Annotated in this window: 26 protein-coding genes and 2 tRNA genes; 12 read left to right on the top strand and 16 right to left on the bottom strand. The window is 63.1% G+C overall.

Features of this window, described 5'->3' with window-relative positions:
- Positions 1 to 96 precede the first annotated feature (96 nt).
- The 3 genes from ybeY to miaB are packed head-to-tail and all read right to left on the bottom strand — an operon-like array spanning position 97 to position 3,006.
- On the bottom strand, positions 97 to 564 hold the full coding sequence (ybeY, locus tag AC56LW_RS05825) for an rRNA maturation RNase YbeY (protein ID WP_183556339.1): 468 nt from the start codon (positions 562 to 564) through the stop codon (positions 97 to 99).
- Positions 539 to 1,648, bottom strand: coding sequence for a PhoH family protein (locus tag AC56LW_RS05820; RefSeq protein ID WP_332532298.1), 1,110 nt, complete (start codon positions 1,646 to 1,648; stop codon positions 539 to 541). Before AC56LW_RS05820 ends, ybeY begins: the two co-directional genes overlap by 26 nt.
- Complete coding sequence (miaB, locus tag AC56LW_RS05815) at positions 1,645 to 3,006, bottom strand: tRNA (N6-isopentenyl adenosine(37)-C2)-methylthiotransferase MiaB (RefSeq protein WP_499632635.1); 1,362 nt, start codon at positions 3,004 to 3,006, stop codon at positions 1,645 to 1,647. The genes AC56LW_RS05820 and miaB overlap by 4 nt, the downstream gene beginning before the upstream one ends.
- A gap of 605 nt (positions 3,007 to 3,611) precedes the next feature.
- Between miaB and AC56LW_RS05810 the strand changes: the two genes are divergently transcribed.
- Positions 3,612 to 4,019 carry a hypothetical protein gene (locus AC56LW_RS05810; protein WP_183556342.1) on the top strand — a complete coding sequence of 136 codons (408 nt, stop codon included), beginning with the start codon at positions 3,612 to 3,614 and terminating at the stop codon, positions 4,017 to 4,019.
- Between the two features lie 114 nt (positions 4,020 to 4,133).
- Here the strand turns inward: AC56LW_RS05810 and AC56LW_RS05805 are convergent, their stop codons facing one another.
- Both AC56LW_RS05805 and AC56LW_RS05800 read right to left on the bottom strand, forming a co-directional pair.
- Positions 4,134 to 4,967 (bottom strand): HDOD domain-containing protein, encoded by an 834-nt coding sequence (locus AC56LW_RS05805; RefSeq protein ID WP_499632632.1) that lies wholly within the window; start codon positions 4,965 to 4,967, stop codon positions 4,134 to 4,136.
- Positions 4,964 to 5,293: a hypothetical protein gene (locus tag AC56LW_RS05800; RefSeq protein WP_499632629.1), complete on the bottom strand. Its 330-nt coding sequence runs from the start codon at positions 5,291 to 5,293 to the stop codon at positions 4,964 to 4,966. Before AC56LW_RS05800 ends, AC56LW_RS05805 begins: the two co-directional genes overlap by 4 nt.
- Before the next feature lie 159 nt (positions 5,294 to 5,452).
- Between AC56LW_RS05800 and gstA the strand changes: the two genes are divergently transcribed.
- The 9 genes from gstA to AC56LW_RS05755 all read left to right on the top strand — a co-directional run bounded on the left by gstA (position 5,453) and on the right by AC56LW_RS05755 (position 14,909).
- On the top strand, positions 5,453 to 6,058 hold the full coding sequence (gstA, locus tag AC56LW_RS05795; RefSeq protein ID WP_499632627.1) for a glutathione transferase GstA: 606 nt from the start codon (positions 5,453 to 5,455) through the stop codon (positions 6,056 to 6,058).
- 1 nt (position 6,059) lies between these two features.
- A complete protein-coding gene (locus AC56LW_RS05790; RefSeq protein WP_499632624.1) occupies positions 6,060 to 6,623 on the top strand; it encodes a DUF1697 domain-containing protein in 564 nt (187 codons plus the stop codon).
- 536 nt (positions 6,624 to 7,159) lie between these two features.
- Complete coding sequence (locus AC56LW_RS05785; protein WP_332532304.1) at positions 7,160 to 9,118, top strand: AAA family ATPase; 1,959 nt, start codon at positions 7,160 to 7,162, stop codon at positions 9,116 to 9,118.
- Positions 9,119 to 9,223: 105 nt separating this feature from the next.
- Complete coding sequence (locus AC56LW_RS05780) at positions 9,224 to 10,492, top strand: DUF445 domain-containing protein (RefSeq protein WP_499632621.1); 1,269 nt, start codon at positions 9,224 to 9,226, stop codon at positions 10,490 to 10,492.
- Between the two features lie 14 nt (positions 10,493 to 10,506).
- Positions 10,507 to 10,839, top strand: a complete 333-nt coding sequence (locus AC56LW_RS05775) for a putative signal transducing protein (RefSeq protein WP_499632618.1) — start codon at positions 10,507 to 10,509, stop codon at positions 10,837 to 10,839.
- 537 nt (positions 10,840 to 11,376) lie between these two features.
- Entirely contained in the window at positions 11,377 to 12,192 is an 816-nt protein-coding gene (locus AC56LW_RS05770) for a response regulator (protein ID WP_499632615.1), read from the top strand.
- Complete coding sequence (locus tag AC56LW_RS05765) at positions 12,185 to 13,087, top strand: HDOD domain-containing protein (protein ID WP_499632611.1); 903 nt, start codon at positions 12,185 to 12,187, stop codon at positions 13,085 to 13,087. The genes AC56LW_RS05770 and AC56LW_RS05765 overlap by 8 nt, the downstream gene beginning before the upstream one ends.
- Positions 13,084 to 14,412 carry a response regulator c-di-GMP phosphodiesterase, NosR family gene (nosR, locus tag AC56LW_RS05760; RefSeq protein ID WP_499632608.1) on the top strand — a complete coding sequence of 443 codons (1,329 nt, stop codon included), beginning with the start codon at positions 13,084 to 13,086 and terminating at the stop codon, positions 14,410 to 14,412. The genes AC56LW_RS05765 and nosR overlap by 4 nt, the downstream gene beginning before the upstream one ends.
- Positions 14,409 to 14,909, top strand: coding sequence for a response regulator (locus AC56LW_RS05755; protein WP_499632606.1), 501 nt, complete (start codon positions 14,409 to 14,411; stop codon positions 14,907 to 14,909). Before nosR ends, AC56LW_RS05755 begins: the two co-directional genes overlap by 4 nt.
- Here AC56LW_RS05755 and AC56LW_RS05750 read toward each other — a convergent pair.
- The 7 genes from AC56LW_RS05750 to AC56LW_RS05720 form a co-directional block, all read right to left on the bottom strand.
- On the bottom strand, positions 14,896 to 16,209 hold the full coding sequence (locus tag AC56LW_RS05750; RefSeq protein WP_499632603.1) for an ATP-binding protein: 1,314 nt from the start codon (positions 16,207 to 16,209) through the stop codon (positions 14,896 to 14,898). The genes AC56LW_RS05755 and AC56LW_RS05750 overlap by 14 nt on opposite strands.
- A 62-nt stretch (positions 16,210 to 16,271) precedes the next feature.
- Positions 16,272 to 16,496 (bottom strand): hypothetical protein, encoded by a 225-nt coding sequence (locus AC56LW_RS05745; RefSeq protein ID WP_499632600.1) that lies wholly within the window; start codon positions 16,494 to 16,496, stop codon positions 16,272 to 16,274.
- A gap of 272 nt (positions 16,497 to 16,768) precedes the next feature.
- Positions 16,769 to 16,845: transfer RNA gene (locus tag AC56LW_RS05740), tRNA-Met, on the bottom strand.
- Between the two features lie 59 nt (positions 16,846 to 16,904).
- A tRNA-Met gene (locus AC56LW_RS05735) sits at positions 16,905 to 16,981 on the bottom strand.
- A gap of 82 nt (positions 16,982 to 17,063) precedes the next feature.
- Complete coding sequence (miaA, locus tag AC56LW_RS05730) at positions 17,064 to 18,017, bottom strand: tRNA (adenosine(37)-N6)-dimethylallyltransferase MiaA (protein WP_332532312.1); 954 nt, start codon at positions 18,015 to 18,017, stop codon at positions 17,064 to 17,066.
- Positions 18,017 to 19,945 (bottom strand): DNA mismatch repair endonuclease MutL, encoded by a 1,929-nt coding sequence (gene mutL / locus AC56LW_RS05725; protein WP_499632596.1) that lies wholly within the window; start codon positions 19,943 to 19,945, stop codon positions 18,017 to 18,019. Before mutL ends, miaA begins: the two co-directional genes overlap by 1 nt.
- 72 nt (positions 19,946 to 20,017) lie before the next feature.
- Positions 20,018 to 20,962 (bottom strand): peptidylprolyl isomerase, encoded by a 945-nt coding sequence (locus AC56LW_RS05720; protein WP_499632593.1) that lies wholly within the window; start codon positions 20,960 to 20,962, stop codon positions 20,018 to 20,020.
- Between the two features lie 215 nt (positions 20,963 to 21,177).
- Here AC56LW_RS05720 and AC56LW_RS05715 point away from each other — a divergent pair, with 215 nt between their 5' ends.
- Positions 21,178 to 22,218: a carbonic anhydrase gene (locus AC56LW_RS05715; RefSeq protein WP_499632590.1), complete on the top strand. Its 1,041-nt coding sequence runs from the start codon at positions 21,178 to 21,180 to the stop codon at positions 22,216 to 22,218.
- A 6-nt stretch (positions 22,219 to 22,224) separates the two neighbouring features.
- Here AC56LW_RS05715 and AC56LW_RS05710 read toward each other — a convergent pair whose 3' ends face one another.
- Genes AC56LW_RS05710 through tsaE form a run of 3 tightly spaced genes read right to left on the bottom strand, consistent with a single transcriptional unit; the run spans position 22,225 to position 25,032 of the window.
- Positions 22,225 to 23,010 carry a D-hexose-6-phosphate mutarotase gene (locus tag AC56LW_RS05710; RefSeq protein ID WP_499632587.1) on the bottom strand — a complete coding sequence of 262 codons (786 nt, stop codon included), beginning with the start codon at positions 23,008 to 23,010 and terminating at the stop codon, positions 22,225 to 22,227.
- Position 23,011: 1 nt separating this feature from the next.
- A complete protein-coding gene (locus AC56LW_RS05705; protein WP_499632584.1) occupies positions 23,012 to 24,571 on the bottom strand; it encodes an N-acetylmuramoyl-L-alanine amidase in 1,560 nt (519 codons plus the stop codon).
- On the bottom strand, positions 24,532 to 25,032 hold the full coding sequence (gene tsaE, locus AC56LW_RS05700) for a tRNA (adenosine(37)-N6)-threonylcarbamoyltransferase complex ATPase subunit type 1 TsaE (protein WP_499632582.1): 501 nt from the start codon (positions 25,030 to 25,032) through the stop codon (positions 24,532 to 24,534). The genes AC56LW_RS05705 and tsaE overlap by 40 nt, the downstream gene beginning before the upstream one ends.
- 55 nt (positions 25,033 to 25,087) lie before the next feature.
- On the opposite strand from tsaE, the gene queG reads away from it, so the two are divergent.
- The gene (queG, locus tag AC56LW_RS05695) at positions 25,088 to 26,203 is read left to right on the top strand and encodes a tRNA epoxyqueuosine(34) reductase QueG (protein WP_499632579.1); all 1,116 of its coding nucleotides are present in this window, start codon (positions 25,088 to 25,090) and stop codon (positions 26,201 to 26,203) included.
- Here the strand turns inward: queG and AC56LW_RS05690 are convergent.
- Positions 26,200 to 26,580: a DUF3052 family protein gene (locus tag AC56LW_RS05690; RefSeq protein WP_499632576.1), complete on the bottom strand. Its 381-nt coding sequence runs from the start codon at positions 26,578 to 26,580 to the stop codon at positions 26,200 to 26,202. The two genes, queG and AC56LW_RS05690, sit on opposite strands and share 4 nt — an antisense overlap.
- Between the last annotated feature and the right edge of the window lie 45 nt (positions 26,581 to 26,625).

The raw sequence follows: 26,625 nt of genomic DNA, 5'->3' as shown, positions 1-26,625 counted from the left end.
ACCAAAAGGCACATTGCCTGTTTTTGATGCAGGCGTGCGGCCTGAGCGGCAGGTGCGCCGCCGCTCATGTCAGGCTGACGTTCAAGCTGTCTTCACTTAGTCCGCATACGGATCCGGGAACCCCAGCACTTCCATGATGTCGCGCTCGAACTGTTCCATTTCTTCGGCATCGTCATCGTTGTCGTGGTCCCAGCCCTGCGCGTGCAGTACGCCGTGCACGACCAGGTGCGCCGTGTGTTCCTCGACCGTTTTCTTTTGCTCGTCGGCTTCGCGCTGCAGCACGTCGGTGCACAGGACGATGTCGGCCTTGACCGGATCGTCCTCGGCCAGGTCTTCATCTTCGTTGTAGGCGAAGGTGAGGACGTTGGTCGCGTAGTCCTTGCCCCGATACGCGAGGTTCAGCGCCTGGCCTTCGGCCGCGTCGACAAACCGGATCGTCAGTTCGGCCGGGCCGAGCAGGGCAGACTCGACCCAGGTGCGCAGCGTGGCCTCGGGCAGCAGGCTTTCCAGACGCGGGTCGGCGAACTGCACCTCGAGTTCAAGCGGATGTTTTTTTTCTTGCATTTTTCACCGGGATCGGTTTGGGGAGATCGGCCAGTTCCTGTACCGAATTATCGGATTCGTAGGCATCGATGATGCGCCCGACCAGCGGGTGGCGCACCACGTCCACGCTCGAGAACTGGGAAAAGGCAATGCCGCGCACATCCCTGAGCACGTGCATGGCGTCGACCAGGCCGCTGCGCTGGTTCTTGTGCAGGTCGACCTGGGTCACGTCGCCCGTGATCACGGCCTTGCTGCCAAAGCCGATACGGGTCAGGAACATCTTCATCTGCTCGACGGTCGTGTTCTGCGCCTCATCGAGGATGACGAACGCGTGGTTCAGCGTGCGTCCGCGCATGTAGGCCAGCGGGGCGATCTCGATGACCTGCTTTTCGAACAGCTTTTGCGTACGGTCGAAGCCGAGCAGGTCGTACAGCGCGTCGTACAGCGGACGCAGGTACGGGTCGACCTTTTGCGCCAGGTCGCCCGGCAGGAAGCCCAGGCGCTCGCCGGCCTCGACTGCCGGACGGGTCAGGATGATGCGCTTGACGGCGTCGCGTTCGAGCGCGTCCACGGCGCAGGCCACGGCCAGGTAGGTCTTGCCGGTACCGGCCGGGCCCACACCAAAGGCGATGTCGTGGTTCAGCACATCGTTGAGGTACTGGATCTGGTGCGGCGTGCGCCCGCGCAGGTCGCTGCGGCGGGTTCTCAGGGCCGGGCTGTCGGTGTCATTGGGCGCAACGTCGTCCTGCGCCATGTCGGGTACGGCCTTGACCGCCTTGACGCCCTTGATGGCGCGCGGCTCGCCGCCCGGTGCGTCGAGGCTGCGCGGCTTGATGCCGGCGCGCTGCTCGACCAGGGCCAGCTGCACTTCTTCGATCGGCACGACCTTGTTGGCGACCGCGTAGAAGCGTTCGAGCAATTCGACGGCGCGCTCGGCGTTGTCGCCGGTGACGATGAATTTCTCGCCACGGCGAAATACGGTCACGTCGAGCGCGGCCGAGATCTGGCGCAGGTTTTCATCGAGTGGACCGCACAGGTGGGCAAGCCGCGTGTTGTCGAGCGGCTCAGGAATGAAGTACGAGGGCTGGGTTGGCTGTGTTTTCAACTGGCGATGGCAATCGTATCAAGGTTGGCGACGAGTTCGCCGCGCAAATAATAATCGTGGCTGGCGCTGATGCGCACATCGACCAGCTGGCCGATGTGCTGGACACTGGCCGCATCCACGGGGAAAAGAACCACGCGGTTATTCTCGGCGCGGCCCTGGAGCTGAGTTACATCTTTCTTGGCATACCCTTCGACCAGCACGCGCTGCACGGTGCCGACCATGGCGGCGCTGTGCTTGCGGGTGTTGGCGTCGATCAGGGCTTGCAGGCGCTGCAGGCGCGCCAGCTTGACTTCGTGCGGCGTATCGTCTTCAAGATTCGCGGCCGGCGTGCCGGGACGCTTGCTGAAGATGAAGCTGAAGCTGTTGTCGAAATTGACGTCGGCCACCAGTTTCATCATGGCTTCGAAGTCGGCCTCGGTCTCGCCGGGAAAGCCCACGATGAAGTCGGACGAGAACGTGATGTCGGGACGCACCGCACGGATGCGGCGGATGATCGATTTGTATTCGAGGCCCGTGTAGCCGCGCTTCATGGCCGACAGGATCCGGTCCGAGCCATGTTGCACTGGCAGGTACAGGTGGTTCACCAGTTGCGGGATCTTGGCGTAGGCCTCGATCAGGCGCTGGCTGAATTCCTTCGGGTGGCTGGTCACGAAGCGCAGGCGCTCGACGCCGGGAATCTCGGCGATGTATTCAAGCAGCAGCGCAAAGTCGGCGATCTCGCCGTTTTCCATGGTGCCGCGGAACGCATTCACGTTCTGGCCCAGCAGCATGATTTCCTTGACACCTTGCGCGGCCAGGCCCGCGACCTCGGTCAGCACGTCCTCGAAGCGGCGCGAGACTTCTTCGCCGCGGGTGTACGGCACGACGCAGTAGCTGCAGTACTTGCTGCAACCTTCCATGATCGACACATACGCCACCGGGCCGTCAACCTTGGCCGGCGGCAGGTGGTCGAACTTTTCGATTTCAGGGAAGGCGATATCGACCTGGGCCACGCCCGATGCGCGCCGGTCGCTGATCAGCTTGGGCAGGCGGTGCAGCGTTTGCGGGCCGAACACGACATCGACGAACGGCGCGCGCTTGATGATGGCCTGGCCTTCTTGCGAAGCGACACAGCCGCCCACGCCAATGACGAGGTCCGGCTTGTTGCGCTTGAGTTCACGCAGGCGGCCAAGATCGGAGAACACTTTCTCTTGTGCTTTTTCACGGATCGAGCACGTGTTGAGCAGGATGACGTCCGCGTCTTCCGGCTTGTCGGTGCGTACCAACCCGTCCGAGGCGCCAAGGACATCGACCATCTTGTCCGAGTCGTACTCGTTCATCTGGCAACCGAAGGTTTTGATAAAGACTTTTTTCTGCATGGAGAGGGTAGTTGGGGACGAATTGCTGTGCCGACAAGGCTGGGGGATCAGTTTACCGTAATTCGGTATTGACCCGAAAAAAACACGGGCAGGAAAGAACGAATCATTCCAAAAGGAATGTTAAGTTCCTTTACTTAAAGTAATTATCGTTTTATTTACAATGTTAAATGTCCGCTAGCGAACATACTTTATTTTCTCGGCAAGATGGCACCGCGTGCATCAACTATTTCTCTATGTAAATCAAAGAGTTCCGTGATCATTCTGATTGGAAAAATTTATCAGGGAAATCTCTTGCGTGCGCCACAATGTGGCCCCATGTGCTGAAATGCAAACGTGACAAGCTTTCCATACGTTAGCTTGATTTCTGACAAGGAGTCACGTGCGCAGGGTCGGCCTCGATCCGGCGCGCGCCGCCATAATTTGTTTGAAAGACAAGTGCGCTTGCAGAAACGACGTAGTGCACCGCAAGACCGGAATTCTTAAGGAACTACTCAGATTCGCCCTGTTTAATTCCTGAACACGTTCCGGGAACTTAAGTCGAAGACATGTTGTCTTCTACTAAGGTTCACAAGGGAACTATTTTAACCAACTCGTGAGGTAATATCATGGCACAACAACATCACGCTCTGTCGTCGCAAGAGAGTTACAACCCGAACCATCTGCTCGACATCCTGCTGGGCAAGATGCAGCTGAAGAACGACGCTGCGCTGTCGCGCATGCTCGAGGTGGCGCCACCCGTGATCAGCAAGATTCGTCACCACCGCCTGCCAGTTGGCGCGTCGCTGCTGATCCGCATGCACGAAGTGACGGGCATGAGCATCCGTGACCTGCGTGACCTGATGGGCGATCGCCGCACCAAGTACCGTCTGTCGGATGCACAAGGCCGTCCAAAGCCAGAAGAAAAAGCAGCAGCAGCCGCTGCCGCAGCAGCCCAGCAGGCAGGTCAGCCAGCACAGGGTCAGGCAAACCAGTCGGGCGACGTGACGCCAAAAACCGGTAATTATGCGCACTGAAATCGTGGGCATGGCAGACGTTTCTGTCATGCCTTCGTTGTTGGCGTGCCGCGGCGCCGCCTGAGTGGCGCCGCACCGCAGTTTTCTCCGTACTACCTGATTCCGTCCTGCGGCCTACGCCAACAGGATGGCGGTCATCTCTTCAAATTGCAGCTCCGTCTCGCGGAACACCTGCAACCACGCTTCCTCGGATAATCCCAGCGCCGTCCAGGCGACACTCGACACGGTCGGCACCACTTCGTGCGCATAGCCTGCCAGATCGAGCGCATGCGCCACCGCGCTTGCCACATGCACGATGGTGGCCAGGAAACCAGCACCCGGCATCTCCGGTTGACCATGGAACGCGATGGCCTGGCGCAGCGTATCCGAAAATTGCCAGTGCTCGGCCAGCGCGCGGCCTGCCAGCACGTGGTCAACACCCAGCATGGCCCGCTCCGTCTCGAGCAGATCGCCATCGACGCGTTCGCGTTCGCGCAGGACGGCGTCGTATTGCTCGGGATAACGCGTCACCAGCACCAGGCGACCGATGCCGTGCAACAGGCCGGCCGTGAACGCCACGTCCGGATTGAAATGCATGTGCCGCGCCAGCACCCGCGCGCAGGCAGCCGTGGCGATCGACAAGCGCCAGAAGGCCTTGTCGTTGAAGGCCGGACAGCGGCCGCTGGGAAAGCAGCCGGTGATCGATGCCGCCATGATCAGGTTGCGCGTGGCTTGCACGCCGAGGAACGTCAGTGCCTGCTGGATCGTCGTGACCTTGACCTGCAGGCCGAAGGCCGACGAATTGGCCAGGCGCAGTGTCTTGGCAGTCAGCGCCTGATCCAGGGCGACCTTTTTTGCCAGCAAGGCCAGATCGGCATCTTCCTGGTCGATGCTGCCCAGCAGCTCCATCACGACGGCAGGCAGCGAGGGCAGGTCGTCCAGGCCGGCCGTCAATTCATCGAGGGTCATGGCGCCACCTGCCGCTCGAGCCGGTAATCCTCGACGTAGCGGCGCAGCAGGTTGCCGGCCCAGTCATTGTCGTCGTCGCGGTCGTGGCGGCGGAACAGGATGTCGAGCCGCGCTTGCACTGCTGCTGCATCCGGCGCGCGGTGCGCTTCGACGCGCGTCACCGGCACCATGTCGATCTGATGGCGCGCGAACGACGCGATGATCGCCTCGCTCAAGACCGTGCCTTTGGCCAGCAATACCAGGCCGTGGCTGTCGAGCAGCTCATCCGACAGCACCATGCCCGGCAAGGCGCTGGCCACCGGGACCAGCTCGTGATCGTCGCTCATAGTTTCCTCCATTCAATACTCAGGAGATGGTATCACCGGTGTGCAGGCCGATCACGACGGCGACGCAAGATGTCGCATTCATGCCGCACGACTTGTGGCTGGAGGGCGGTGCCGAAATACTGTAGGCTTTTGCCATCCATCATTATTTTCAGGAACCCCGTGAAACTCTATTTCAGTCCCGGCGCCTGCTCGCTCGCGCCCCGTATCGCCCTGATCGCCTCCGGCCTGCCGTTCGACAGCGAGCGCGTCAACCTGCGCACCAAGCTGACCGCAGACGGCGACGATTTCCGGGCCATCAATCCCAAGGGCTATGTGCCGGCGCTGGCGCTGGAAGATGGCCACCTGCTCACCGAGAGCCAGGTGATCCTGCAATACGTGGCCGACCAGGTGCCGGCAAGCGCGCTGGCGCCTGCCACCGGCACCTTCGAGCGCTACGAAGTGATGGAATGGCTGGCGTGGACATCCACCGAGCTGCACAAGCGCTTTTCGCCCATCTTCGCACCGGGCGCGTCGAGCGATGCCAAGGAATCGGCCTGGGCAGCGCTGGCGGCGCCACTGACGTATGTGGCGGGCCAGATCGGCGACGATGGGTACCTGATCGGGAACAGTTTCACCGTGGCCGATGCCTACCTGTTCACAGTCCTGAACTGGGTGGGGTTCACCAGCTTCTCGCTGGATAACTGGCCGGCGTTGCAGGCCTATCATGCGCGCATCAAGACGCTGCCTGCAGTGCAGGAAGCGTTGCGCCAGGAAGGGTTGCAATAGCATGGGGGCCGACACGGCGCGGCGGTTGCGCTACATTGCCCTGCTGCGCGGTGTGAACGTCGGCCGCGCCAAACGCATTGCGATGGCCGACCTGCGCAAACTGGTCGAAGACCTCGGCCATACGGGCGTGCGCAGTCTGCTCAATAGCGGCAATATCGTGTTCGACGCCGTTGTCCCGCCGGACGATGCGGCGCAAGAGATCGAAGCGGCCATGGCCCTGCAGTTGGGTGTCAGTGCGCGGGTGTTCGTGTTTGCATGCCATGAAGTGGCCGAGATCGTTGACGACAACCCCTTGCTGCACGTGGCCACCGACCACGCGCGCCTGTTCGTCTTCCTGCTGGCAGGCGAGCCGCAACGCGCGCTCGCGGCCGACCTGTGCGGCCAGGATTGGGCGCCCGAGAGCATGGCGCTCGGACGTCACGCTGTCTACGTCTGGTGTCCGCAAGGCTTGCTCGACAGCGCAGCCGCGGCGGCGCTCGGCAAGCGACTGGGTGATGGCGCCACGTCGCGCAACTGGAATACGATGATCAAATTGCATGGCCTGTGCCGCGCTGGCACCAATTAACCGACGCCTGTCTGAATAAGTATTTGCCGACTTTGGTGGAATACATCTTATTGACCGATTCTCCCCGGCTGGTTTTTCCAGTCGACGCCAGTCTGCATGCCTTTCATGAAGCAGTTGCAGAAATAGCCATCACTTTCGATACCGATAACGCCAGATTGCATGCAGTCTGAAAAAGTTGACTGTGGTAAATATGCAGCGCTCAGCAATATAAGTATTCATTCTCCAGGCATTTCATCATGCCGTTCTCGCAAGTATTTCCGATTTATTTGACACACTCATCACGAATGCTGTCAGTCGGATAATCAATTCTCTTATCAAGACTTTCATTCGCCTTAAATCGCGTGCGTTTTTGACTTTTTGGTATTCCCGGCGGTTTTTTTTGAAGGTATAGTCTTCTTACTCCCTTGCCGCCAAGCATCAAAAAGCAAGCTGCAACACCTCGAATTCGTCGGCCCATTGCCGACGCCGGCCACCGTTACCGATGGTATGGCACCCCAGTCTCTCTTTGCTTCACGCATTTTCGACGAGTACACCTTATGCCCAATTTTTCCCGTCTTCAGATTGCATTCAAGAACGTCTACGTCCGCATCCTCGCCGTCATCCTGATGGGCATGCTGGTGACGCTGGCGATCTTCAAATCCAATGTGCCGCAGGATGCGCGCCCGGTGGTCCATTCGCAGAACATCGCCGAGATTACCGCATTAGCCAGCCAGAAAGCCCGGCTGGAATACCTGTTGATTGCCAAACCGCTGTCCGAAGCGCCGCGTTATATCTACAAGTTCAAGGATTCGGCCGCGCTGAACGTGGTCAAGGTACCGAGCACCTCGCACCTGTCGCTCGAGCGCGAAGTGCTGCTCAAGAACGCGATTCCGTATTCGATCGCCAAGGACGACTACCTGGCGGCGCACGAAGCCGTCATGGACGAAGGCGAAAGCGCGCTGGCGCGCACCGGCGCCTTCTTCAAGCAGAACGCGTTCAACATCGCGATCGTGCTGCTGGTGCTGTATCTCATCAAATTCGGCATGCCGGGCACGGGCATGAGCGCATCGGTCATCAGCCCGGACAAGCTCAAGGGCAGCATGGATGACCTGATCGGCATGGAAGACATCAAGCAGGAAGTGCTGCACCTGGAAGAAATGATCCGCAACCGCGCCGAGTACCAGTCGCACAATATCGACAAGCCGTTCAACGTGATGCTCACCGGCCCGGCTGGTACCGGCAAGACCAAGCTCGTCGGCTACCTGGCCAAGCGCCTGGGCCTGCCGATGATTTCGGCGTCCGGCTCGGCGCTCGAATCGGGCTATGTCGGCGGCGGCTCCAAGGCGCTGAACGCCTTGCACCGCAAAGCCTGCGCCAAGGGCAAGTGCATCATCTTCCTCGACGAAGCGCAGAGCCTGTTCATGCCGCGCGGGCGCAGCGAAAAGAAATGGGAAGACGACACCGCCAACACGATGCTCGGTCTGCTGGACGGCGTGAAAAGCGACAAGGGCGCGGGCGTCATCTGGATCGTCGCCTCGAACTTCGATGACAGCTCGACCGAGATGGACGAAGCGATGCTGCGCCGCTTCTCGGTCAAGATCAACTTCCGCCTGCCGAACAAGGCCGAGCGCCGCGAACTGCTGCGCAGCTTCCTGTCGCGCAAGAAGGATGGCCTCGTCGACTGGAATGACCTGAACCTGGACCAGGTCGCCGAGATCACCCAGAACCTGAGCCCGGCGCTGCTGGAAACCGTGGTCGAACGCGCCAGCATGCTGTCGATCCAGGAAAAGACGATCATCAATACGAACCTGCTGTTCCGGGCCTACGAGCGCGCCACGATCGGCCTGACCGACCGCGCCACGACGCTCGACAAGCACAAGCAGCGCGAGCGGATCGCCCTGCACGAGCTGGGCCACTTCTTCATGCAGATCGACCCGTTCCTGCGCCAGGGCCTGACGCTGGCCGAAGTCAAGGAACGCTCGCACCTGCTCAAGATCAGCACCGAAGCGGTGTCGAAGATCGGTGCGCTGGGCTATGTGCTGCAGTCGGGCGAAGATATGTCGCTGCGCACGCTGGAAGAGCTCGAGCGCGACGTGGTGGGCCTGTACGGCGGCGTCGCAGCCGAAGAAATGTTCTACGGTCCGCGCGGTATTTCGGTGGGCAGCCAGAACGACATCGAAAAGATCACCAAGATGCTCAACCTGATGGTGAGTCGCCTGTCGATGTATTCGCGCTCGAAGATCGACTACAGCCAGTTGCAGAAGGATATCGGCGGCGAGCACACGGTGCGGCTGGTGGAAGAAAAGGCCGATGCTCTGTACAGCTACACGCTGGACGCGATCCGCGACTACAAGCTGATGATGGAGTCGCTCAAGGACACGCTGCTGGAGCAGTACGTGCTGTCGAAGGACGAGGTGTTTGCACTGCTGGAAGAACGCAGTGAACTCCTGCTGCCACAGCTGCACGGACAGCGCTGCGCGAAGCTGACCTTGTGCGAGGAAGAAGTGGCGGCGTAAGGCGCGTGCGGGTGGGGCAGGGCTGATGCGCTGAAGGCAGCCGGCGCGTCACGCGCGGGCAAAGTCGGCTAGCATGGCAGCATCGCCACAGCCGGGCCGCCCCGCATGCAAAAGCACGACGAACTGCGCAAGTCCAAACTGATCGCCCTTGGCTTCTTTGTCGGCGCAGCCGTGCTGTTCGTGGTCAGCCTGCTGCTGCCGCAGACCTGGTGGACGGGCCTGTTGCGCGCGTTTTCCGAAGCCGCGATGGTCGGCGCACTGGCCGACTGGTTCGCGGTGGTGGCGCTGTTCAAGCGCATCCCGATCCCGATCATCTCGCGCCACACCGCCATCATCCCCGGCAACAAGGACAAGATCGCCGACAACCTGGCGCTGTTCGTGCGCGAAAAATTCCTCGACACCGAGTCGATCCTCAAGCTGATCCGCCGGCACGATCCGGTGCAACTGCTGGCCGACTGGCTGGCCAAGCCCGCCAACACCGAACTGATGGGCGCGCACCTGGTGCGCGCCGCCACCTTCATGCTCGACTTCATCGAGGATGCACCGGTGCAGAACGTCATCCGGCGCGCGGTGCACACGATGGTGGGCAGCGTCGACTTGTCGAAGTCCGGTGGCGCCATTCTCGAGAGCCTGACGCGCGGCCGTCGCCACCAGCAACTGCTTGACGAAGGTATCCGTCAGCTCGCTCATCTGCTGGACAATACCGAGACCCAGGGCGCCATCGCCAATGGCATCGTCGACTGGCTCAAGGAAGACTACGCGCTGGTCGAACGCATGCTGCCGTCCGAACTGATTGGCCGCAAGGGCGCCGACATCGCCGTGCGCCTGGCATCGGGTATTCTCAACAAGGTCGCAGCCGACCCCGCGCACCCGCTGCGTGAACGTTTCGACGAGTATGTGGCCGATTTCATCGAGCGCATGAAGGCCGACCCCGACTTCATCGCCAAGGCCGACGACGTCAAGCGCTACCTGCTCGAAGACGACACGTTCAACGGCTACGTCGGTTCGCTGTGGGCCGAGCTGAAGGCGTGGCTCAAACGCGACCTTGCCAGCGACGATTCGAGCATGCGCCGCCGCATCATTGGCATGGGCGCCTGGATCGGCAAGGCGCTGGGCGACGACCCGCAACTGCGCCAGTCGCTGCAAGAAAACCTCGAGGCCGCCGCGCGCGGCGTAGCGCCCGAGTTTGCAGGCTATCTCACGCGCCACATCGCCGACACCGTCAAGCAGTGGGACGACCGCGAGATGTCGGCTCAGATCGAACTCAATATCGGCAAGGACCTGCAATACATCCGCATCAACGGCACCATCGTGGGCGGGATGATTGGTGTGATCCTGTACCTGTTGTCGCAACTTCCCGCACTGCTGCGCTAAGCCAAGGAACCCAGATGCACACGCTCTCCCTGAACGACTGGCTCGCCGCCCACCCCGATATCGAAGCCGTGCCCGAGCGCGATTTATATGTCGTGGCGCGCTACATGATTCCCGTGGACGCCACGCTGGCGCAGGGCTGCCTGGAAGCATCCGGCATCCCGGCGATGCTGGCCGACGCGCACCTGATGCAGACTGACCTGCTGCTCGCGCCCGCGCTGGGCGGCGTGCGGCTCCTGGTCCCGGCCGAGCATGTGCAGGCAGCGCACGAGGTGCTGCTGGCGCTGGCGCGCGGGGATTTTGCGCTGGATGAGGATGCGCCGGATGGCGAGTGGCGTACGCCGGTCTGAGGTGATTGAAGAAGGGTACGAGAAGAAGGTCGTCGGAAAGAAGGAAGCAGAGCGCCGCGCGCGGGCTACCGAGAACAAGGTGTCGGGTGGGGGCAACAGCATTGATGCCGAGCCACAGCCGTGCCGGCCCAACAAAAAGCCGCTGCATCGTTTGATGTAGCGGCTTTTTGTTGCATGGGCACGGCCTTGTCTGCAAGCCTCGACGCTCGGGTACTACGGCTGAGATTGTGTCCGTTTGTCAGACCTGACCCCCGCTTTGCATGGCTGGCGAGACGCTATCGCGATCAATCGGAATAATGTGTCTTGAGGTAATTAAAATTATTATTGAGAATGTTTTTTTGATGCAACTGAGCGCATAATTAAGTCGCGACAACGGCAACCCCGGAATTCACCCAAGCGTTTTTTGTCAGGCGGACAGGCCATGCCAGCTAGGTACAACACTGCGACCAGACCAGCCTTCACGCTGGCTTTGGCCAGTGGCTGCGGTCAATCTCGCGCACCCGCGCCGTCCCCCGTGTCCGCCACCGGTGCATCCCGATGAGCACGCCGATGATCACGCCTGTCATCCTTCCACCCCAAGCGTTGCGCTCGCCTGCTCCGCACCGGCGCCTGTTGCTGGTCGACGACGAACCGAATATCCTGGCGGCGCTGAACCGCTTGCTCAGGCGCGATGGCTACGAGGTGTTTTGCGCCGACAGCGGGGCCGCCGGGCTCGAGGTGTTGTCGAAGCACTGTGTCGATGTCATCGTTTCCGACCAGCGCATGCCTGGCATGCTGGGTGTGGATTTTTTGCGCCGGGCGCGTGCGCTCTGTCCCGACTCGATTCGCATCATGCTTTCTGGCTACACAGAGCTGCAGTCCGTGACCGATGCGGTCAATGAAGGGGCGATCTTCAAGTTTCTCACCAAACCCTGGAACGATACGCAATTGCGCGGGCATATCGCCGAGGGCTTCAGAATCAAGGAAATTGCCGACGATAACCAGCGCCTGCATCTGGAAATATGCAGCGCCAATCGCAAGCTGGAGCAGTTGTTGCTCGAGAAGCAGGAGCAAATCCGTCTTGAAGAAACAGCCCTCGAGGTGGCGCGCGATCTGATGGAGCACTTGCCGCTGGCACTGGTCGGCGTGGATGACAGCGGCATGATTGCCTTTGCCAACGCGTGCGCCCGGCGCCTGTTCGGTGCGCGGGTCGCTGTGCTGGGCGACGCAGGAGATGTGCACCTGGCCAGGCCAGCCAGCGAGGCACGGGACATTCACAACAACCCTTACGACATCATCCGCTATCCGATGGGTGAACGCCCGGCGTCGCGCGGCACGCTGCTTACCTTCGTCCCGAGGCAGACACATGAATAGCGCTGACCTGATCCGAACCGAACCGTATGCCGGACCGTCCGGCCCGACCCCGCCTGGCTGTGCCGCCGCGCTGGAGGGCGACTATATCGACCGCGTGCGCGCACTGCCGTCGCTGCCGCAACTGGTGATGGAGTTGCAGGCGGCGATGCAGCAGGAGGACATCGATATCCATACGCTGGCCGAGCGCATTACGCTCGATGCCGCCCTGGCGGCGCGCATTTTGCGGCTTGCCAATTCATCGTTCTACGGCGTGTCGAGCAAAGTGGTGACGGTGCAGCAGGCAGTGTCCATCATTGGCTTTGCCAGCATCCGCACCCTGGTGACGGCGTGCTCGATCATCGGCAATTTCGCGCCGCACCGCGATGCTGCTTTCGACCTGGTGGGCTTCTGGCGCCATGCCACAGCGACAGCAGTGTGCGCGCGCGTGCTGGCGCCGTATCTGCAGCTCAATCCGGAGCACGCGTTCATCGCAGGCATGCTGCACGATATCGGCAGGCTGGTCATCGCCACGCAGTGCCAGGAGCAATACCTGCAAGTGGCGCGGTTTGCCCGCGACAACGATTGCAGCCTGCTGTTTGCGGAAAATGCCATCCTCGGCATCGACCATGCACGCATCGGCAGTGCACTGGCCGCGCACTGGCATTTCCCCGCCCTGATCGGCGAAGCGGTCGCCGGTCACCACCAGTGTGCAGGCGACGCTGCGCAGCCTGCGCTGACGGTGCTCATTGGTCTGGCGAATGCGCTCGCCCATGTTGTCGATGCACCCGGCGGATCGGTGGCGCCGCTGTCCTGCGTGCTGCCGTTCATGATCCCGGTGCCAGACGATGACTGGGACCGTGTGCGCGGCGAGATGGTGACCCTGTTTGGGGAGCTGTGCCAGGTGTTGACGCCATGAACGTCCTGACGTCTTCCCCGTCATCGGCGTCCCAGCCCAAAGTGCTGTGCGTCGACGATGAGCCCAACATCCTGTCGTCGCTGCGGCGGCTGTTGCGCGCCAACGGCTACCAGGTACTGGTTGCTGACAGCGGCGCCGCCGGGCTGGCAGTGTTGCAGCAGGAAGCCGTCGACGTGATCATTTCCGACATGCGCATGCCGCAGATGAACGGCGCGCAGTTTCTTGCCGCCGCACGGGCCGCCTGGCCCGCCACCATGCGACTGCTGTTGACCGGTTACTCGGAAGTTCAGTCCATCCAGGATGCCGTCAACGCCGGCGAAATCTGTCGCTACATCACCAAGCCGTGGGTCGACGGCGACCTGTTGATGGTGCTGCGCGATGTACTCGAGCGGCGCCAGCTGGAGCAGGAAAAAGTGCGACTTGAAGCACTGACGGCGCAGCAAAACGCCCAATTGCGCGCGCTCAACCAGAGCCTCGAGGCGAAAGTCGAAGAGCGCACCCGGCTGTTGAAGCTGGAGCACACCGCGACCATCGCCGCCAACGCCAAGCTGCGCCACAATTTTGTCGTCACCATCAAGATTTTTTCGAACATGATCGAGCAGCGGGCCCACAACCTGCCGGGCCATACGCGCCAAATTGCCGAGCTGGCGCGCAAGATGGGCGCCGTGCTGGGCCTCGACACGCGCGACAGCCAGGATCTGGCAATTGCCGCACTGCTGCACGACATCGGCAAGATCGGCCTGAGCGACGCCATGTTGCAAACGCCGTTCACGGCATTGCAGGGCGAGACGCTGGGCCTGTTTCGCAGGCATCCGGTGCGCGCCGAAGAACTCTTGATGCCGCTGGAAGACTTGCGCGGCAGCGCCGCCATCTTGCGCAGCCAGCTGGAGCGTTTCGACGGCAATGGCTTTCCGGATGGCCTGACCGGGCTCGCCATTCCAATCGGGGCGCGCATCCTCGCCGTCGCAGTCGACTACTACAACCTGCAGCAGGGGGCCATGGTGCAGCGCCATCTGCGCGCCGACGAGGCAGTCACGTTGATCCTCGATGCGGCCGGCAAGCGCTACGATCCGCAAGTGGTGGCCGCGTTCCGGCAGGTTGTCAACAACAGCGAGATGGGAATCGGTGCCGGGGTGGAGATGCTGTCGACCGAGCTGATGCCCGGCATGGTGCTGGCGCGTGACATGGTCAGCCGCGACGGCCTGATGCTGTTGTCGGCCGACCACGTGCTCGACGCGCGCATCATCGCGCACGTGCGCGACTTCGAGCAAAAAGCGCACTGCCGCCTCGCGATATGGGTGCGCAATCCAACGGGGGCAGCATGAGCAGGATTTTACTGGTCGACGATGATCCACATGTGCTGCATGCCTTGCAGCGCGCGTTGCGGCTGCTGTTCCAGCACGAACAGCTGCACATCGACGCCTTCACCAATCCGATGACGGCGCTGGAACATATCTGCACATGCGACGTTGACCTGGTGATATCGGACTACCGGATGCCACAGTTGAACGGTGCGGAGTTGCTCGAGGCGCTCAAGGAGGTGGCGCCGGATACCGTGCGCATCATGTTGTCGGCGTCGGCGGAATTCGACACCATGCTGCACACAATCAATCAGGCGCAGGCGTTCCGATTCATGCTCAAGCCATGGAACCCGGTCGAGCTCGAAGAAAACGTGCGCCTGGCGCTGGCGCTGCGCGCCCGCCTGGTGGCAGCAAAAGCCGCCGCACCAAGTGCCCAAGAGCTCGAGGCTGCGCGGCTGGAGGCGGAGGAACCCGGCATGTTGCACGTGCGGCGCAACGCCGACGGCGCTATCCTGCTGTAGCGCTCTGCTGGGGCGGGGTGACCGGCAGGTGCACGGTGAAGCGGGTGCCGACGCCTGGCTCGGACGCAACGTCGATGCGGCCGCCATGCCGGCTGACGATGCCATACGACAGTGACAACCCCAGGCCAGTGCCGCTGCCGACCGGTTTGGTTGTGAAAAAAGGTTCGAAAATCCGCTTCATGATGTCCGGCGGGATCCCGCTGCCATTGTCGCCCACCTCGACCCAGACCCAGCCGCCGGACCCGCCCGTGCGGATCGTGATGACGCCATCGCCCGTGAGCGCCTGCGCTGCGTTGACCAGCAGGTTCATGAACACCTGGTTGAGCTGGGACGACAGACACGTGATGGGCGGTATGTCCCCATAATGTTTTTCCACCCGCGCCCTGTACTTGATTTCGTTGGCGACGATGTTGAGGGTGCTGTCGAGGCCCTGATGAAGGTCGGCTACTTGCCAGACCGCTTCGCCGACGTGCGAAAAATCCTTGAGCGCCTGCACAATGTCCTTGACCCGCTTGAGTCCGTCCATGGATTCACCCACCAGGTCGACCACATCGCCTTTTAAAAACGCCAGGTCCGCTTGATTGCGCACCTCGGCCATCTGCGCGGCAAGCTGCGGATGCGCCGCCGCCGCCAGTTCGTAGCGGTCGATCACGTCGAGCAGCGTCTCGACGTAAGTTTTCAGGGACCCCATATTGGAATTGACGAAGCCGACCGGGTTATTGATTTCGTGCGCAATGCCTGCCGCCAGCTGGCCGATCGACGCCATCTTTTCCGATTGCAGAAGCTGCTCGTGAGCATTGCGTAACTCGGCGATCAAGGCCTGCTGTTCGAGCCCCTTGATCTTCAGGTCTTCTTCCATCTGCTTGCGCAGCGTGATGTCGGTCAGCGATCCGATCACTTCGAGCGGCATCCCATTTTCGTCGCGAATCAGGCGCAGCGTATCGTGCATCCACAGGTAGCTGCCATCGTGGGCGCGGAACCGGTAATCATAGCTGCGCTGGCCCTGGGTGAAGATGAGCGCCAGGCTGGAAAAAATATGCGGGGCGTCGTCGGGATGGATGTGGTCGAACCAGAAATTCGGATCGGCCAGCATCTGCTCGGGGCGGTAGCCGAGCACATGGACGGCGTTGTTGCTGACGAACGTCATCTTGAAGTCGCCGCTGGGAACGGTGCAGTAGATGATCGCCGGCGTATTGTCGACGAGGTACTGGAATCGTTGCGGTGGCGACGCTTCCTCCGACGTATTGGGAAGGACGCGCGCAGACTGCGTACTGGAAAAATCAAACTCTTCGAATTGCATGACGACCACCTTTCAAGATGCTGGCCCGCTTTCAAACAGATATTTCTCAAGAGAACTATACGTCAATTCAGCGTGTATGGATCATCAGGAAGGGGGGGCATGCGAGAAATAAACTTTGCTGACAGATGCGGGTTGCCCTGGTGCGCCGCGACGTCGCGGGATTGCAGCAGAATGCCGTGAACGATGCGCAATCGTTCCAATACAGTACTGCTGCCGTGGCCGAAACGTCGTTGATTGCCGATGTGTCCGGCAAGTGCACTGGTCAGGCACAACAGCGGTAGCGGCACCGAGTGTTCAGTGTTATCGCCGGTACGACATCCGAGGTCACTGCGCCGTGGCCGGATAATCAGATGGCTGGGCCAAAGGCGCGGGACGTTTGCAGGCACCGGAAGCCGGCGCTATTGCAGGCAGAGCGGCTTGGGCAATTTGAACAGATGGACTTGAGCCACCGACTCCCGCGTCATGAGCGCTGTGCTCTAACCAGCGAAGCTGTCTCACTGGAACGGGCAAAAGCAAAATGGCCTGACTCGTAAGAGCCAGGCCATCCGCATGAAATCTTTGGTGGTGATAGGTGGACTTGAACCACCGACCCCAGCATTATGAGTGCTGTGCTCTAACCAACTGAGCTATATCACCGGAACGGGCAAAAGCAAAATGGCCTGACTCGTTGGAGCCAGGCCATCGCCTGAAATCTTTGGTGGTGATAGGTGGACTTGAACCACCGACCCCAGCATTATGAGTGCTGTGCTCTAACCAACTGAGCTATATCACCGCAACGGCAAGTATTATCCGGCGTGAGTGGCTGCCTGTCAAGATCGCGGGCGCGTGCGGGTCACAAATAGTCAGCGCGCATGTCATTTTTCCAACAGCGCAAGGTGCGCCAGCATCGCGCCGGCCGGATCCGGCCCCAGGCAATCGATGACGATCCGGTCGGGCATCGCGCGCAGCCACGTGATCTGGCGCTTGGCCAGCTGGCGCGTGGCAATGATGCCCGTCTCGCGCAGCGTGGCGCGGTCGATGCGTCCGTCGAGATAATCCCAGGCCTGGCGGTACCCCACGCAGCGGATCGATGGCAGCAGCGGCGACAGGTCACCGCGCGCCCGCAGCCGCGCCACCTCCGCCACCAGCCCACTGTCGTCGCGCGTGCCCAGCATCGCGTCAAAGCGCTGCGCGATGCGTTTGTGCAGTACCGCGCGGTCATCGGTCTCCAGGCCAAACGAGACGAGCCTGAACGGCAGCACGGGCTTCGTGCGCAGGGCCAGCAGCGCCGACATCGGCTTGCCGGTCAGTTCGATGATTTCCAGCGCGCGGTTGATGCGCTGGGCGTCGTTCGGTGCGAGCCGGTCGGCGGTGACGGGGTCGAGCGCGCGCAGCTTGTCGTGCATGCCGGGCCAGCCGATGCGCGCCGCTTCGGCGTCGAGCGCGGCGCGCAGCGCCACGTCGGCGGTCGGCAAGTCGTCCAGTCCCTCGACCAGGCCCTTGAAATACATCATCGTGCCGCCCACGAGCAGGGGCAGCGCGCCGCGCGCCGTGATCTCGGCCACCAGCCGGATCGCATCGTTGCGGAACTGCATGACCGAATACGCATCGAGCGGATCGAGGATGTCGATCAGGTGATGCGGCACGGCGGCCAGTTCGGCCGGCGTCGGCTTGGCAGTGCCGATGTCCATCTCGCGATAGACCAGAGCCGAGTCGACCGAGATGATTTCGACGGGGCGCGTTTGGGCGATGCGCAGGGCGGCGGCGGTCTTGCCGGAGGCGGTCGGGCCCATGATGGCCACGGCCAGCGGTTGGTTCATGTTCACCATCACTGACCGCGCAGGAACAGTTTGTCGAGCGCAGAAATCTCGAGCTGCACCCAGGTCGGGCGGCCGTGGTTGCACTGGTCGGCGCGTTCGGTGCTTTCCATCTGGCGCAGCAGCGCATTCATTTCAGGCTGGCTCAGGATGCGGTTGGCGCGCACCGCCGTATGGCAGGCGAGGGTGCCCAGCAGCTCGTTGCGCCGTTCGATCAGCACGCGCGAGCCGCCGAACTCGCGCACGTCGCGCAGCACGTCGCGCGCCAGCGTCTGCGCATCGGCGTTCTTGAGCAGCGTGGGCACGCTGCGCACCGCCAGCGTCGTGGGCGACAGGGCCGCGATGTCAAAGCCCAGCGTTGCCAGCGTGTCCGCGTGCTCGTGCACGGTGGCGACCTCCATCGCGTCGGCGTAGAACGTCACCGGGATCAGGAGCGCCTGCACCTGCATTTCCTGGCCCTGCGCCTGGGCGTCCAGCGCGTTCTTGATCTGCTCGTACAGGATGCGCTCGTGCGCCGCGTGCATGTCGACCAGCACCAGGCCGCGCGTGTTCTGCGCCAGGATGTAGATGCCGTGCAGCTGGGCCAGCGCGAAGCCAAGCGGGAAGTCGTCGTTCGACAGCGGCTTGTCGGCGGCCGTCATGGGCACCGGCATCGGCGCCGGGCTCGATGCGGTGCTGGTCGCATCGGAGGCAAACAGCGCGCCGTAGGCTTCAAGGCGTTGGGGCACACCGCCACCCGTGGCCGCATCGTCCCAGCGGCTGCCCGCTGCGTACGGCGATGGCGAGAAGGTCTGTGTCAGTTGCGCACCGAACGAGGTCTGCTCGTGCGGGCGCTGTTGCGGCTGCGATGGCGATTGCGACAACTGCCAGAGCGGCGTACCGCTCGGGCGCACCTCGGCTGCCGTCATCGGCCCCGGCACGCTGCCGTGCGCGGTGGCCGACGTCTGCGCGAGCGTGCGCTGCACCGCGTGGAACACGAACTGGTGCACCGCGCGGCTGTCGCGAAAGCGCACCTCGGTTTTCGACGGGTGCACGTTGACGTCGACCAGCGCCGGGTCGAGGTCGAGCGATAGCACATAGGCCGGGAAACGGTCGCCGTGCAAGACGTCCTGGTAGGCTGCCTTGACCGCGTGTACCAGCACCTTGTCGCGCACGAAGCGCCCGTTCACGTAGAAGAACTGGCCGTCGGCGCGCGCCTTGGAGGCAGTCGGCAGGCCGACGTAACCGTGCAGGTGCAGCGGGCCGGCCGCTTCGTCGAGCGCCAGGCGTGCTTCGGCAAAATCGTTGCCCAGGATGTGGGCGCTGCGCTTGGCTGCTTCGCTGACGTTCCAGTGGTCGATCGTGCGGCCGTTGTGCGACAGGCTGAAGGCGACGTCGGGGCGCGACAGCGCGATGCGGCGCACGACCTCGGCGCAATGCGCGTATTCGGTCTGTTCGGACTTGAGGAATTTGCGCCGCGCCGGCGTATTGAAATACAGGTCCTGCACGTCGATCGTGGTGCCACAGGCGCCCGAGGATGGCGCCACCACACCTTCGTGCGAGCCGACGATCTCGAACGCATGCGCGGCGTCGGCCGTGCGCGAGGTCACGCGCACCGAGGCGACTGACGCAATGGAGGCCAGCGCTTCGCCGCGAAAGCCCAGCGTGCCGACGTTTTCCAGGTCGCTCAGCGAGGCGATTTTCGACGTTGCGTGGCGCGACAGCGCGAGGGGCAGCTGATCGGGCGCGATGCCGCGGCCATTGTCGGTGATGGCGATGCGCTTGACGCCGCCTTCTTCCAGGCGGATGGTGATCGTCGTCGAACCGGCATCGAGCGCGTTTTCCAGCAACTCCTTGACGACGGCCGAGGGCCGCTCGACCACTTCGCCGGCGGCGATCTGCGAGATGAGCTGGTCGGGAAGCTGCTGGATGGGGCGGATGGTCGGGGCAGGGGCGTTCATCCGCAGATTATAGCCCGCCCAAAAAGCGCCGGATCGTCCCCGGCTGCAAATTGCGCCGCCGCCCCTGTCGCTTCAGGGCTGCTCGCGCACGGGAATCGGCACGTTGCACAGGTCGATCGCGCCGGCCGCGACCTTGCTCCACGGTCCACCGCGATTGCGCTGGGCGTCGATCACGGCCTGGAACGCGGCGCTGTCCGAGCGCATGACTTCGAGCTTGCTGCGTTCGGCGGGCGGCACGTCGGCCGCCATGCGCACACTGGCAATCGGCGTGCGCTGTTCGGCCTTCTCGTAGAAGCCCGAGGCGCCAGTCCCGCGCGGCATGACGGTGAGCAGCGGCATGCCGGCCACGATGCGGCCCACGACCGTGATGTTGCGGTCCAGGTGGCGCGGCGCGTGGCCGATCACCGTGTAGAGCTGCGAGCCATTGCCCGTGTCGGCGCCGTTGTCGCGCGCTACGCCAATCATCGCGTAGCAGTGCGGCAGCCAGGTCTGCCGGGTCGCCGGATTGCGCGCGACGGGAAAGCCGTCGACGTGGCCCACCTGCGGCGCATAGACGTCGCGTTCCTTCAGGCGCGTGAAGGCGTCGTTCTTGGTGTACGGCACGGTGAATTCGGCGGCCACGGTCTTGGGGGCCTTGAACGGGCGCGGTTTTTCTTCGTCCGGGTCGCCCCATTGCACGACGAAGCCGTCCTGCGCGCGCATCACCCACAAGCCGTCGAAGTAGCGCTCGCGCACCAGCGCGCGGATATTGGCCACTGTGTTCGGCGCGAAGCGCGGCGCCAGTTCGATCACCACGCGGCCCGCTGGCAGCTCGATGTACATCGTGTTCTCGGGATCGAGCGCGCGCCATTCGGCTGCCTTGGATGCCTTGACGACATCGGCCACCGTCAGCCTGGGCGGCAATTCCTGCTCGGCCCTGGCCGGCGCGGCGTGCGCGCTGGACATGGTCAGCAGCGCGCAGAGCGCCGCGCCGACGGTTGCGTGGATCGTGTTCTTTTTTGATGACGCTGCCTGCATCTGCTCTCCCTGTCGCGGCGGCGCCGCTGTCATGTTTATCAAACAATTGTAATCGAGGGCAAAGCGTGTGATGCAAGGAAGGTACGAAGTGTTGTTGCCCGGGCCAGCAAACCGGCCAATCGGGACTTTAAATGTCCCTTGTTGCCGGAGCGCACTCAAGTTACAGGCGCCGGGTCCGATAAAGGATGGAGAGAATCAAACTATCCGAAAATCACATGCGTAACCTGATCGCACTATGTACCCTGGGCCTGGTCACCGCCCTGGCACAGGCGAACGAACCGACACCGAAGACCGCCAAGCCTGTGGCCGAGCCGGCCAAGCCTGCGATCGCGTCGATCCGGCCGAACCTCAAGCCGGCCACTGCTGCGCCTGCTGCTGCCGCTGCTACGCCCGCGAAATCCGAAGAGGATACCGAGGTCGACCTGTCGGTGCGCATCGCCGAAAAGCTCGCCGAGCTGCGCGCCAAGCAGGCCCTGCGCGCCGAAGACGCCGCGCGTGCCCGCAAAGCTGCTGACGCGCGCCGCAAGCGGGAAGCCGCCATGGTGGCGGCCGTGGCCGTCGAAGCTGCCAAACCGAAGAACGGCACGCACTGGAGTTATGACGGTGAATTCGGGCCCGAGAACTGGTCCAAGATCAATACCGCATGGGCGGCCTGCAATGCAGGCAATCGCCAGTCGCCGATCGACCTGCGCGATGGCATCAAGGTCAACCTCGAGCAGATCACCTTCGACTATCAGCCGAGCTCGTTCAACGAGATCGACAACGGCCACACGGTGCAAGTCAATGTCGCGGGCGGGAACTTTCTGACCGTGGGCGGCACCACCTACGAGCTGCAGCAGTTTCACTTTCACCGTCCGGGCGAAGAACGCGTCAATGGCCGCGGCACCGAGATGGTGGTGCACATGGTGCACAAGAGCTACGACAACAAGATCGCCGTGCTGGCGGTGCAGCTCGAGCGTGGCGATGCCAATCCGATGATCCAGACCGTGTGGAACAATCTGCCGCTGGAAAAGCTGACGACCGTGACGCCGTCGATCGTGCTGAATGTGAACGAGATCCTGCCGGCGCGGCGCGACTACTTCACGTACATGGGCTCGCTCAGCGAGCCGCCGTGTACCGAGAACGTGCTGTGGATCGTGATGAAGCAGCCAATGACGGCCTCGCCGCAGCAGATGGCGCTGTTCTCGCGCCTCTATCCGTACAATGCGCGGCCTGTCCAGCCGAGCAATGGGCGGATGATCAAAGAGTCTATGTGACGGCGCTCAGCTGACCCGGTAACGGCCTTCCCAGGCCGCGCCGGGTTCGAGCTGCACCGGCGTCAGCTGCGCCGGTTCGATGCACACAAAACGCTGATACTCTTCGTCTTCCATATCTGCCAGTGCTGCCGTGTCGGCCGCGCCCGGATTCCACACGACCGCATCGGAAAAGCCTTCCTGCTCGAGCGTCAGCACGCGCGCCCAGGTGCCCAGGAAGATGGTGTCGTCGACCTGTTCGTACACCACGTCAAGCTTGTCGGCGATCGACAGCGTACCTGCTTCGAGCCCTTCGATGCGCACGTCGGCCAGGTGCGGCACGAGGTGGTAGCTGTGCAGCGCCGCCGCGAATGGAAACGCTGCGTCGCCCGTGTTACGCACGTTCAAAGCCATGATCAGTTCGTTGGCGCGCACGGCCACGCGCAGCTGCAGCGCGAACCGGTGCGGCCACGCGCCTGCCAGTGCTGGCGGCAGATCGGCCTCGTTCAGGCCGAACACGGCCCACGCCGCGCCATCCTCGACGCCACTGTCTTCCAGGCGCCAGGTAGATACACGCGCAAAGCCATGGCGCATGCCGTCGCCTTGCTCGGCAAATTGCGGAAAGATCACCGGCACGCCGCCACGGATTGCGCGGCTGCCGTCGAGCGCCGAGCGGGCGCTCAGGAACATGCGCTCGCCGCCATCGGCCCCATGCCACGAGACCAGGTGCGCGCCGTAGAGCGTGACGACGGCGGTGGCGCCGTCGGGCGCCGTGATGCGGATTGCAGGCAGTTGCCCGAAAGTGATGTGGTCCATGTCAGGTCTGGCGGCTCTTGGCCATCGGCGGGTTGTCGGCGAAATAACGGCGGATGCCGTTCGTGATGGCGTTGGCCAGTTGGTCCTGGTAGCCGTTGTCGTTCAGGCGCGCTTCTTCCTGCGGATTCGAGATGAAGGCAGTCTCCACAAGAATCGACGGAATGTCCGGCGCCTTGAGCACGGCAAAGCCGGCCTGCTCGACCGATGCCTTGTGCAGCCGGTTGATGCCGCCGATTTCGCGCAGCACAGCCTTGCCGAGCTTGAGGCTGTCGTTGATCTGCGCCGTCGTCGACAGGTCGAACAGCACGCTGGCAAGCTGCCGGTCGGCGCTGCCGCCGGCCAGGTTCACGCCACCCACGAGGTCGGCCCGGTTCTGGTCGTTGGCCAGCCAGCGCGCGGCGCTGGAACTGGCGCCTTTTTCGGACAGCACGAACACCGACGAGCCGCGCGCGGTCGGCGAGACCCAGGCGTCGGCGTGGATCGAGACGAACAGGTCGGCCTGCACCTTGCGCGCCTTTTGCACGCGCGCGTTCAGCGGCACGAAGAAGTCGCCGTCGCGGGTGAGCATCACGCGCGTGTTGGGCAATTGTTCGAGCTTGGTCTTGAGGCGCTTGGCCACTTCGAGCACGATGTCTTTCTCACGGCTGCCGTTGGCGCCAATCGCGCCCGGGTCTTCACCGCCATGGCCCGGGTCGAGCGCGATGGTGACCATGCGCGCCACTTTCTGCGGCTGGCGGGCACTGGCCCTGCCGGGCGGCGGCTGCACTGCCTGCGCCGGCGGCGTGCCTTGCAGGCCCGAGATCGCGGACTCGAGCCGGGCAATGGCGTCCGGTGCGGCGTTCGGCTGGGTGCGCGGCGCCACTGGCGGCGGGGTCGGGATCTGCACCGGCGGCGTGGTGGCGACGATGCCGCCCGCGGCTGCGGCGGCCGTACCCGGGCCGATCGCGCCGGATGGTGGCAGCACGGTGGCCGGCATGGTGGCGCCCGGCGGGCCGGACACCGGGTCGCCCAGCGCCGGCGTGCCGGCAGCCACGGTCTTGGTCGGGCCGGTGCTCCATTCGCCGCTTTCGATCATCGCCGCGATCGGGTCGACCGGCGTGACCGGATACAGGTCGAAGATCAGGCGGTGCTGGTAGCCGGCCACGGGCGCGAGCGTAAACACCTGCGGCTTGACCTCGGCCTTGAGGTCGAACACCAGGCGCACGACATTCGGCCGGTTCTGGCCCACGCGCACCTGCTTGATGTACGGGTCGTTCGATTCGATCTTGGCTACCAGGCTCTTGAGCGTGGGGTTCAAGCCCAGGCCGTCGATGTCGACGACCAGGCGCGGCGGATCGGGAATCAGGAAGTGCTCGGTCTTGAGGTCGGTGTCGTTTTCGAGCGTGACGCGGGTGTATTCGGGCGCGGGCCAGACACGCACTGCCAGGATCTGGTTGGCGCTGGCAGGCAGCGGCGCGACGACGGACAGCAGCAGCGTTCCGCCGGCCTTGAGCATGACGCGGCGGCGTGCGGACGCAGTATTTACTGGGGCGGCGGGAGGAAAGCGAGACGATTGAGGCATAGCAGGCCTAATTCAGACAACGCTTGCAATTCTACAGCACGGCCGTTTCCGCTGACGCTCAGCAGTAAACGGATGTCCGGCGGCGGTAACACGGGCTCGCCTTTTTCGGGCCACTCGACGATACAGACGTTGTGGCCGTCGAAATCTTCGCGAAAGCCGGCGTCCAGGAATTCTTCCGGACTCGACATGCGATACAGATCGTAGTGGATCACGCTCAGCGGTTGATGGTCAAGCGTCACGTTGTACGGCTCCGACAGCGTGTAGGTCGGGCTCTTGACCGTGCCCGTGTGACCGAGCGCGCGCAGCAGGGCGCGGGTGAGGGCGGTCTTGCCGGCGCCCAGGTCGCCGTGCAGGTAGATGACGAGGCCGGGCGCGAGCGCGCGGGCTAGCGCGCCGCCCAGTGCATCGGTGGCCGACTCGTCCGGCAAATAGTGGTGCAAGTGCGCTTTGATGGGCTGCATGGCATAAAATAGCGTGTTGTACTGCATTCTTTTCTTGTGGTGTTCCCACCCCGGTATGTCCGATTCCCCAACCTCATCCGTCGATCTGCCCCAGCTAGCGCGCGCCATCAAGGGATGGGGCGCGGGGCTGGGCTTTGCCGACGTGCGCATTGCCGATGTCGACCTGGGGCACCTGGAAGCGGGCCTGCAAGCGTGGCTGGATGCGGGCTACCACGGCGAGATGGATTATATGGCAACCCACGGCATGAAGCGTGCGCGGCCGGCCGAACTCGTGCCCGGGACCGTGCGCGCTATCGTGGTGCGGATGGACTATCTGCCGACCGAACGCCAGGGCGACTGGCGCGCCGGGGAACGCCTGCGCCAGGCTGACCCGAACGCGGCCGTCGTGTCGGTGTATGCGCGGGGCCGCGACTACCACAAGGTGCTGCGCAACCGCCTGCAGGCGCTGGCCGAGAAAATCCAGGAGAACATCGGACCGTTCGGCTTTCGCGTGTTCACCGACTCGGCGCCCGTGATGGAATTGCCGCTGGCCGAAAAAGCCGGCCTGGGCTGGCGCGGCAAGCACACGCTGCTGCTGTCGCGCGCGGCCGGCTCGACCTTCTTCATCGGCGAAATCCTGATCGACCTGCCGCTGCCGGTCGACCCGCCTACCGGCAAGCATTGCGGCGGCTGCACCGCGTGCATCGACATGTGCCCGACCGGCGCGATCCTGGGCCCGGGCAAGCTCGACGCGCGGCGCTGCATCTCGTACCTGACGATCGAGCTCAAAAGCAGCATCCCCGAAGAGTTGCGCCCGCTGATCGGCAACCGCATCTACGGCTGCGACGATTGCCAGGTGGCCTGCCCGTGGAACAAGTTTGCGCAGCGGGCGCAGGTGCCCGATTTCGACGAGCGCAACGGCCTGGGCGAGGGCGACCTGATCGGCCTGTTTGCGTGGGACGACGCCGAATTCAACCGGCGTATGGAAGGCAGTCCGATCCGCCGCATCGGGCACGAGCGCTGGTTGCGCAATCTGGCGGTGGGGCTGGGCAATGCGGCGCAGCAGTTGCGCGGCGATGCAGCCATCGTGGCGGCGCTGCAAGCGCGGGCCGATCATCCATCGGAACTGGTGCGCGAGCATGTGGCATGGGCACTGGCGCGCCATGGCGCCTGGCCCGATGCGGCCACCTAGACTGCGATGCGTTTCAGGCGCAGCGCCGACCAGTCGCCATCGATGGAAATCATGGCCACGCCGGTAATCCCATGCTCTTTGGCATAGGCATTGATCGAGTCACGGTTGATGTCGGTTGCCTTCGACGCTGTCTGCTTCAGGTACGCGATCCAGAGCGAGCCGGTATCGCTCAGCTGTTGTTTGGCGAGCGGCAGGTAGTGCGCGAGGTCGCTCTGACCCAGGCAAAACATCAGGATGACGTCGAATGGGCCGTCCCCTTGTTTGACGATGTCGGCCGGCATCTGCGCCGTCATGATCGGATTGGCTTGGCCATTGAGCACGAGCATTGATTTCGCCGTGCGTAAAAACATCTTGTCTGCAACTGTCTTTTCGTTCATGCGCATTTCCTGAAAGAGCCTGTGCATCGCGGCGCCCTGGCCGCA

The sequence above is a fragment of the Telluria sp. LT2P80 genome (assembly GCF_059685955.1).
The sequence above is the reverse complement of the archived record's forward strand: the minus strand, read 5'-3'. Positions and strand labels throughout refer to the sequence as shown.

What these genes read in the sequence shown, in the direction of transcription:
- ybeY (WP_183556339.1), bottom strand. Translation starts at nt 564, where the DNA reads ATGCAAGAAAAAAAACATCCGCTTGAACTCGAGGTGCAGTTCGCCGAC.
- miaB (WP_499632635.1), bottom strand. Translation starts at nt 3,006, where the DNA reads ATGCAGAAAAAAGTCTTTATCAAAACCTTCGGTTGCCAGATGAACGAG.
- AC56LW_RS05810 (WP_183556342.1), top strand. Translation starts at nt 3,612, where the DNA reads ATGGCACAACAACATCACGCTCTGTCGTCGCAAGAGAGTTACAACCCG.
- AC56LW_RS05805 (WP_499632632.1), bottom strand. Translation starts at nt 4,967, where the DNA reads ATGACCCTCGATGAATTGACGGCCGGCCTGGACGACCTGCCCTCGCTG.
- AC56LW_RS05800 (WP_499632629.1), bottom strand. Translation starts at nt 5,293, where the DNA reads ATGAGCGACGATCACGAGCTGGTCCCGGTGGCCAGCGCCTTGCCGGGC.
- AC56LW_RS05790 (WP_499632624.1), top strand. Translation starts at nt 6,060, where the DNA reads ATGGGGGCCGACACGGCGCGGCGGTTGCGCTACATTGCCCTGCTGCGC.
- AC56LW_RS05785 (WP_332532304.1), top strand. Translation starts at nt 7,160, where the DNA reads ATGCCCAATTTTTCCCGTCTTCAGATTGCATTCAAGAACGTCTACGTC.
- AC56LW_RS05780 (WP_499632621.1), top strand. Translation starts at nt 9,224, where the DNA reads ATGCAAAAGCACGACGAACTGCGCAAGTCCAAACTGATCGCCCTTGGC.
- AC56LW_RS05775 (WP_499632618.1), top strand. Translation starts at nt 10,507, where the DNA reads ATGCACACGCTCTCCCTGAACGACTGGCTCGCCGCCCACCCCGATATC.
- AC56LW_RS05770 (WP_499632615.1), top strand. Translation starts at nt 11,377, where the DNA reads ATGAGCACGCCGATGATCACGCCTGTCATCCTTCCACCCCAAGCGTTG.
- AC56LW_RS05765 (WP_499632611.1), top strand. Translation starts at nt 12,185, where the DNA reads ATGAATAGCGCTGACCTGATCCGAACCGAACCGTATGCCGGACCGTCC.
- nosR (WP_499632608.1), top strand. Translation starts at nt 13,084, where the DNA reads ATGAACGTCCTGACGTCTTCCCCGTCATCGGCGTCCCAGCCCAAAGTG.
- AC56LW_RS05755 (WP_499632606.1), top strand. Translation starts at nt 14,409, where the DNA reads ATGAGCAGGATTTTACTGGTCGACGATGATCCACATGTGCTGCATGCC.
- AC56LW_RS05750 (WP_499632603.1), bottom strand. Translation starts at nt 16,209, where the DNA reads ATGCAATTCGAAGAGTTTGATTTTTCCAGTACGCAGTCTGCGCGCGTC.
- miaA (WP_332532312.1), bottom strand. Translation starts at nt 18,017, where the DNA reads ATGGTGAACATGAACCAACCGCTGGCCGTGGCCATCATGGGCCCGACC.
- mutL (WP_499632596.1), bottom strand. Translation starts at nt 19,945, where the DNA reads ATGAACGCCCCTGCCCCGACCATCCGCCCCATCCAGCAGCTTCCCGAC.
- AC56LW_RS05720 (WP_499632593.1), bottom strand. Translation starts at nt 20,962, where the DNA reads ATGCAGGCAGCGTCATCAAAAAAGAACACGATCCACGCAACCGTCGGC.
- AC56LW_RS05715 (WP_499632590.1), top strand. Translation starts at nt 21,178, where the DNA reads ATGCGTAACCTGATCGCACTATGTACCCTGGGCCTGGTCACCGCCCTG.
- AC56LW_RS05710 (WP_499632587.1), bottom strand. Translation starts at nt 23,010, where the DNA reads ATGGACCACATCACTTTCGGGCAACTGCCTGCAATCCGCATCACGGCG.
- AC56LW_RS05705 (WP_499632584.1), bottom strand. Translation starts at nt 24,571, where the DNA reads ATGCCTCAATCGTCTCGCTTTCCTCCCGCCGCCCCAGTAAATACTGCG.
- tsaE (WP_499632582.1), bottom strand. Translation starts at nt 25,032, where the DNA reads ATGCAGCCCATCAAAGCGCACTTGCACCACTATTTGCCGGACGAGTCG.
- queG (WP_499632579.1), top strand. Translation starts at nt 25,088, where the DNA reads ATGTCCGATTCCCCAACCTCATCCGTCGATCTGCCCCAGCTAGCGCGC.
- AC56LW_RS05690 (WP_499632576.1), bottom strand. Translation starts at nt 26,580, where the DNA reads ATGAACGAAAAGACAGTTGCAGACAAGATGTTTTTACGCACGGCGAAA.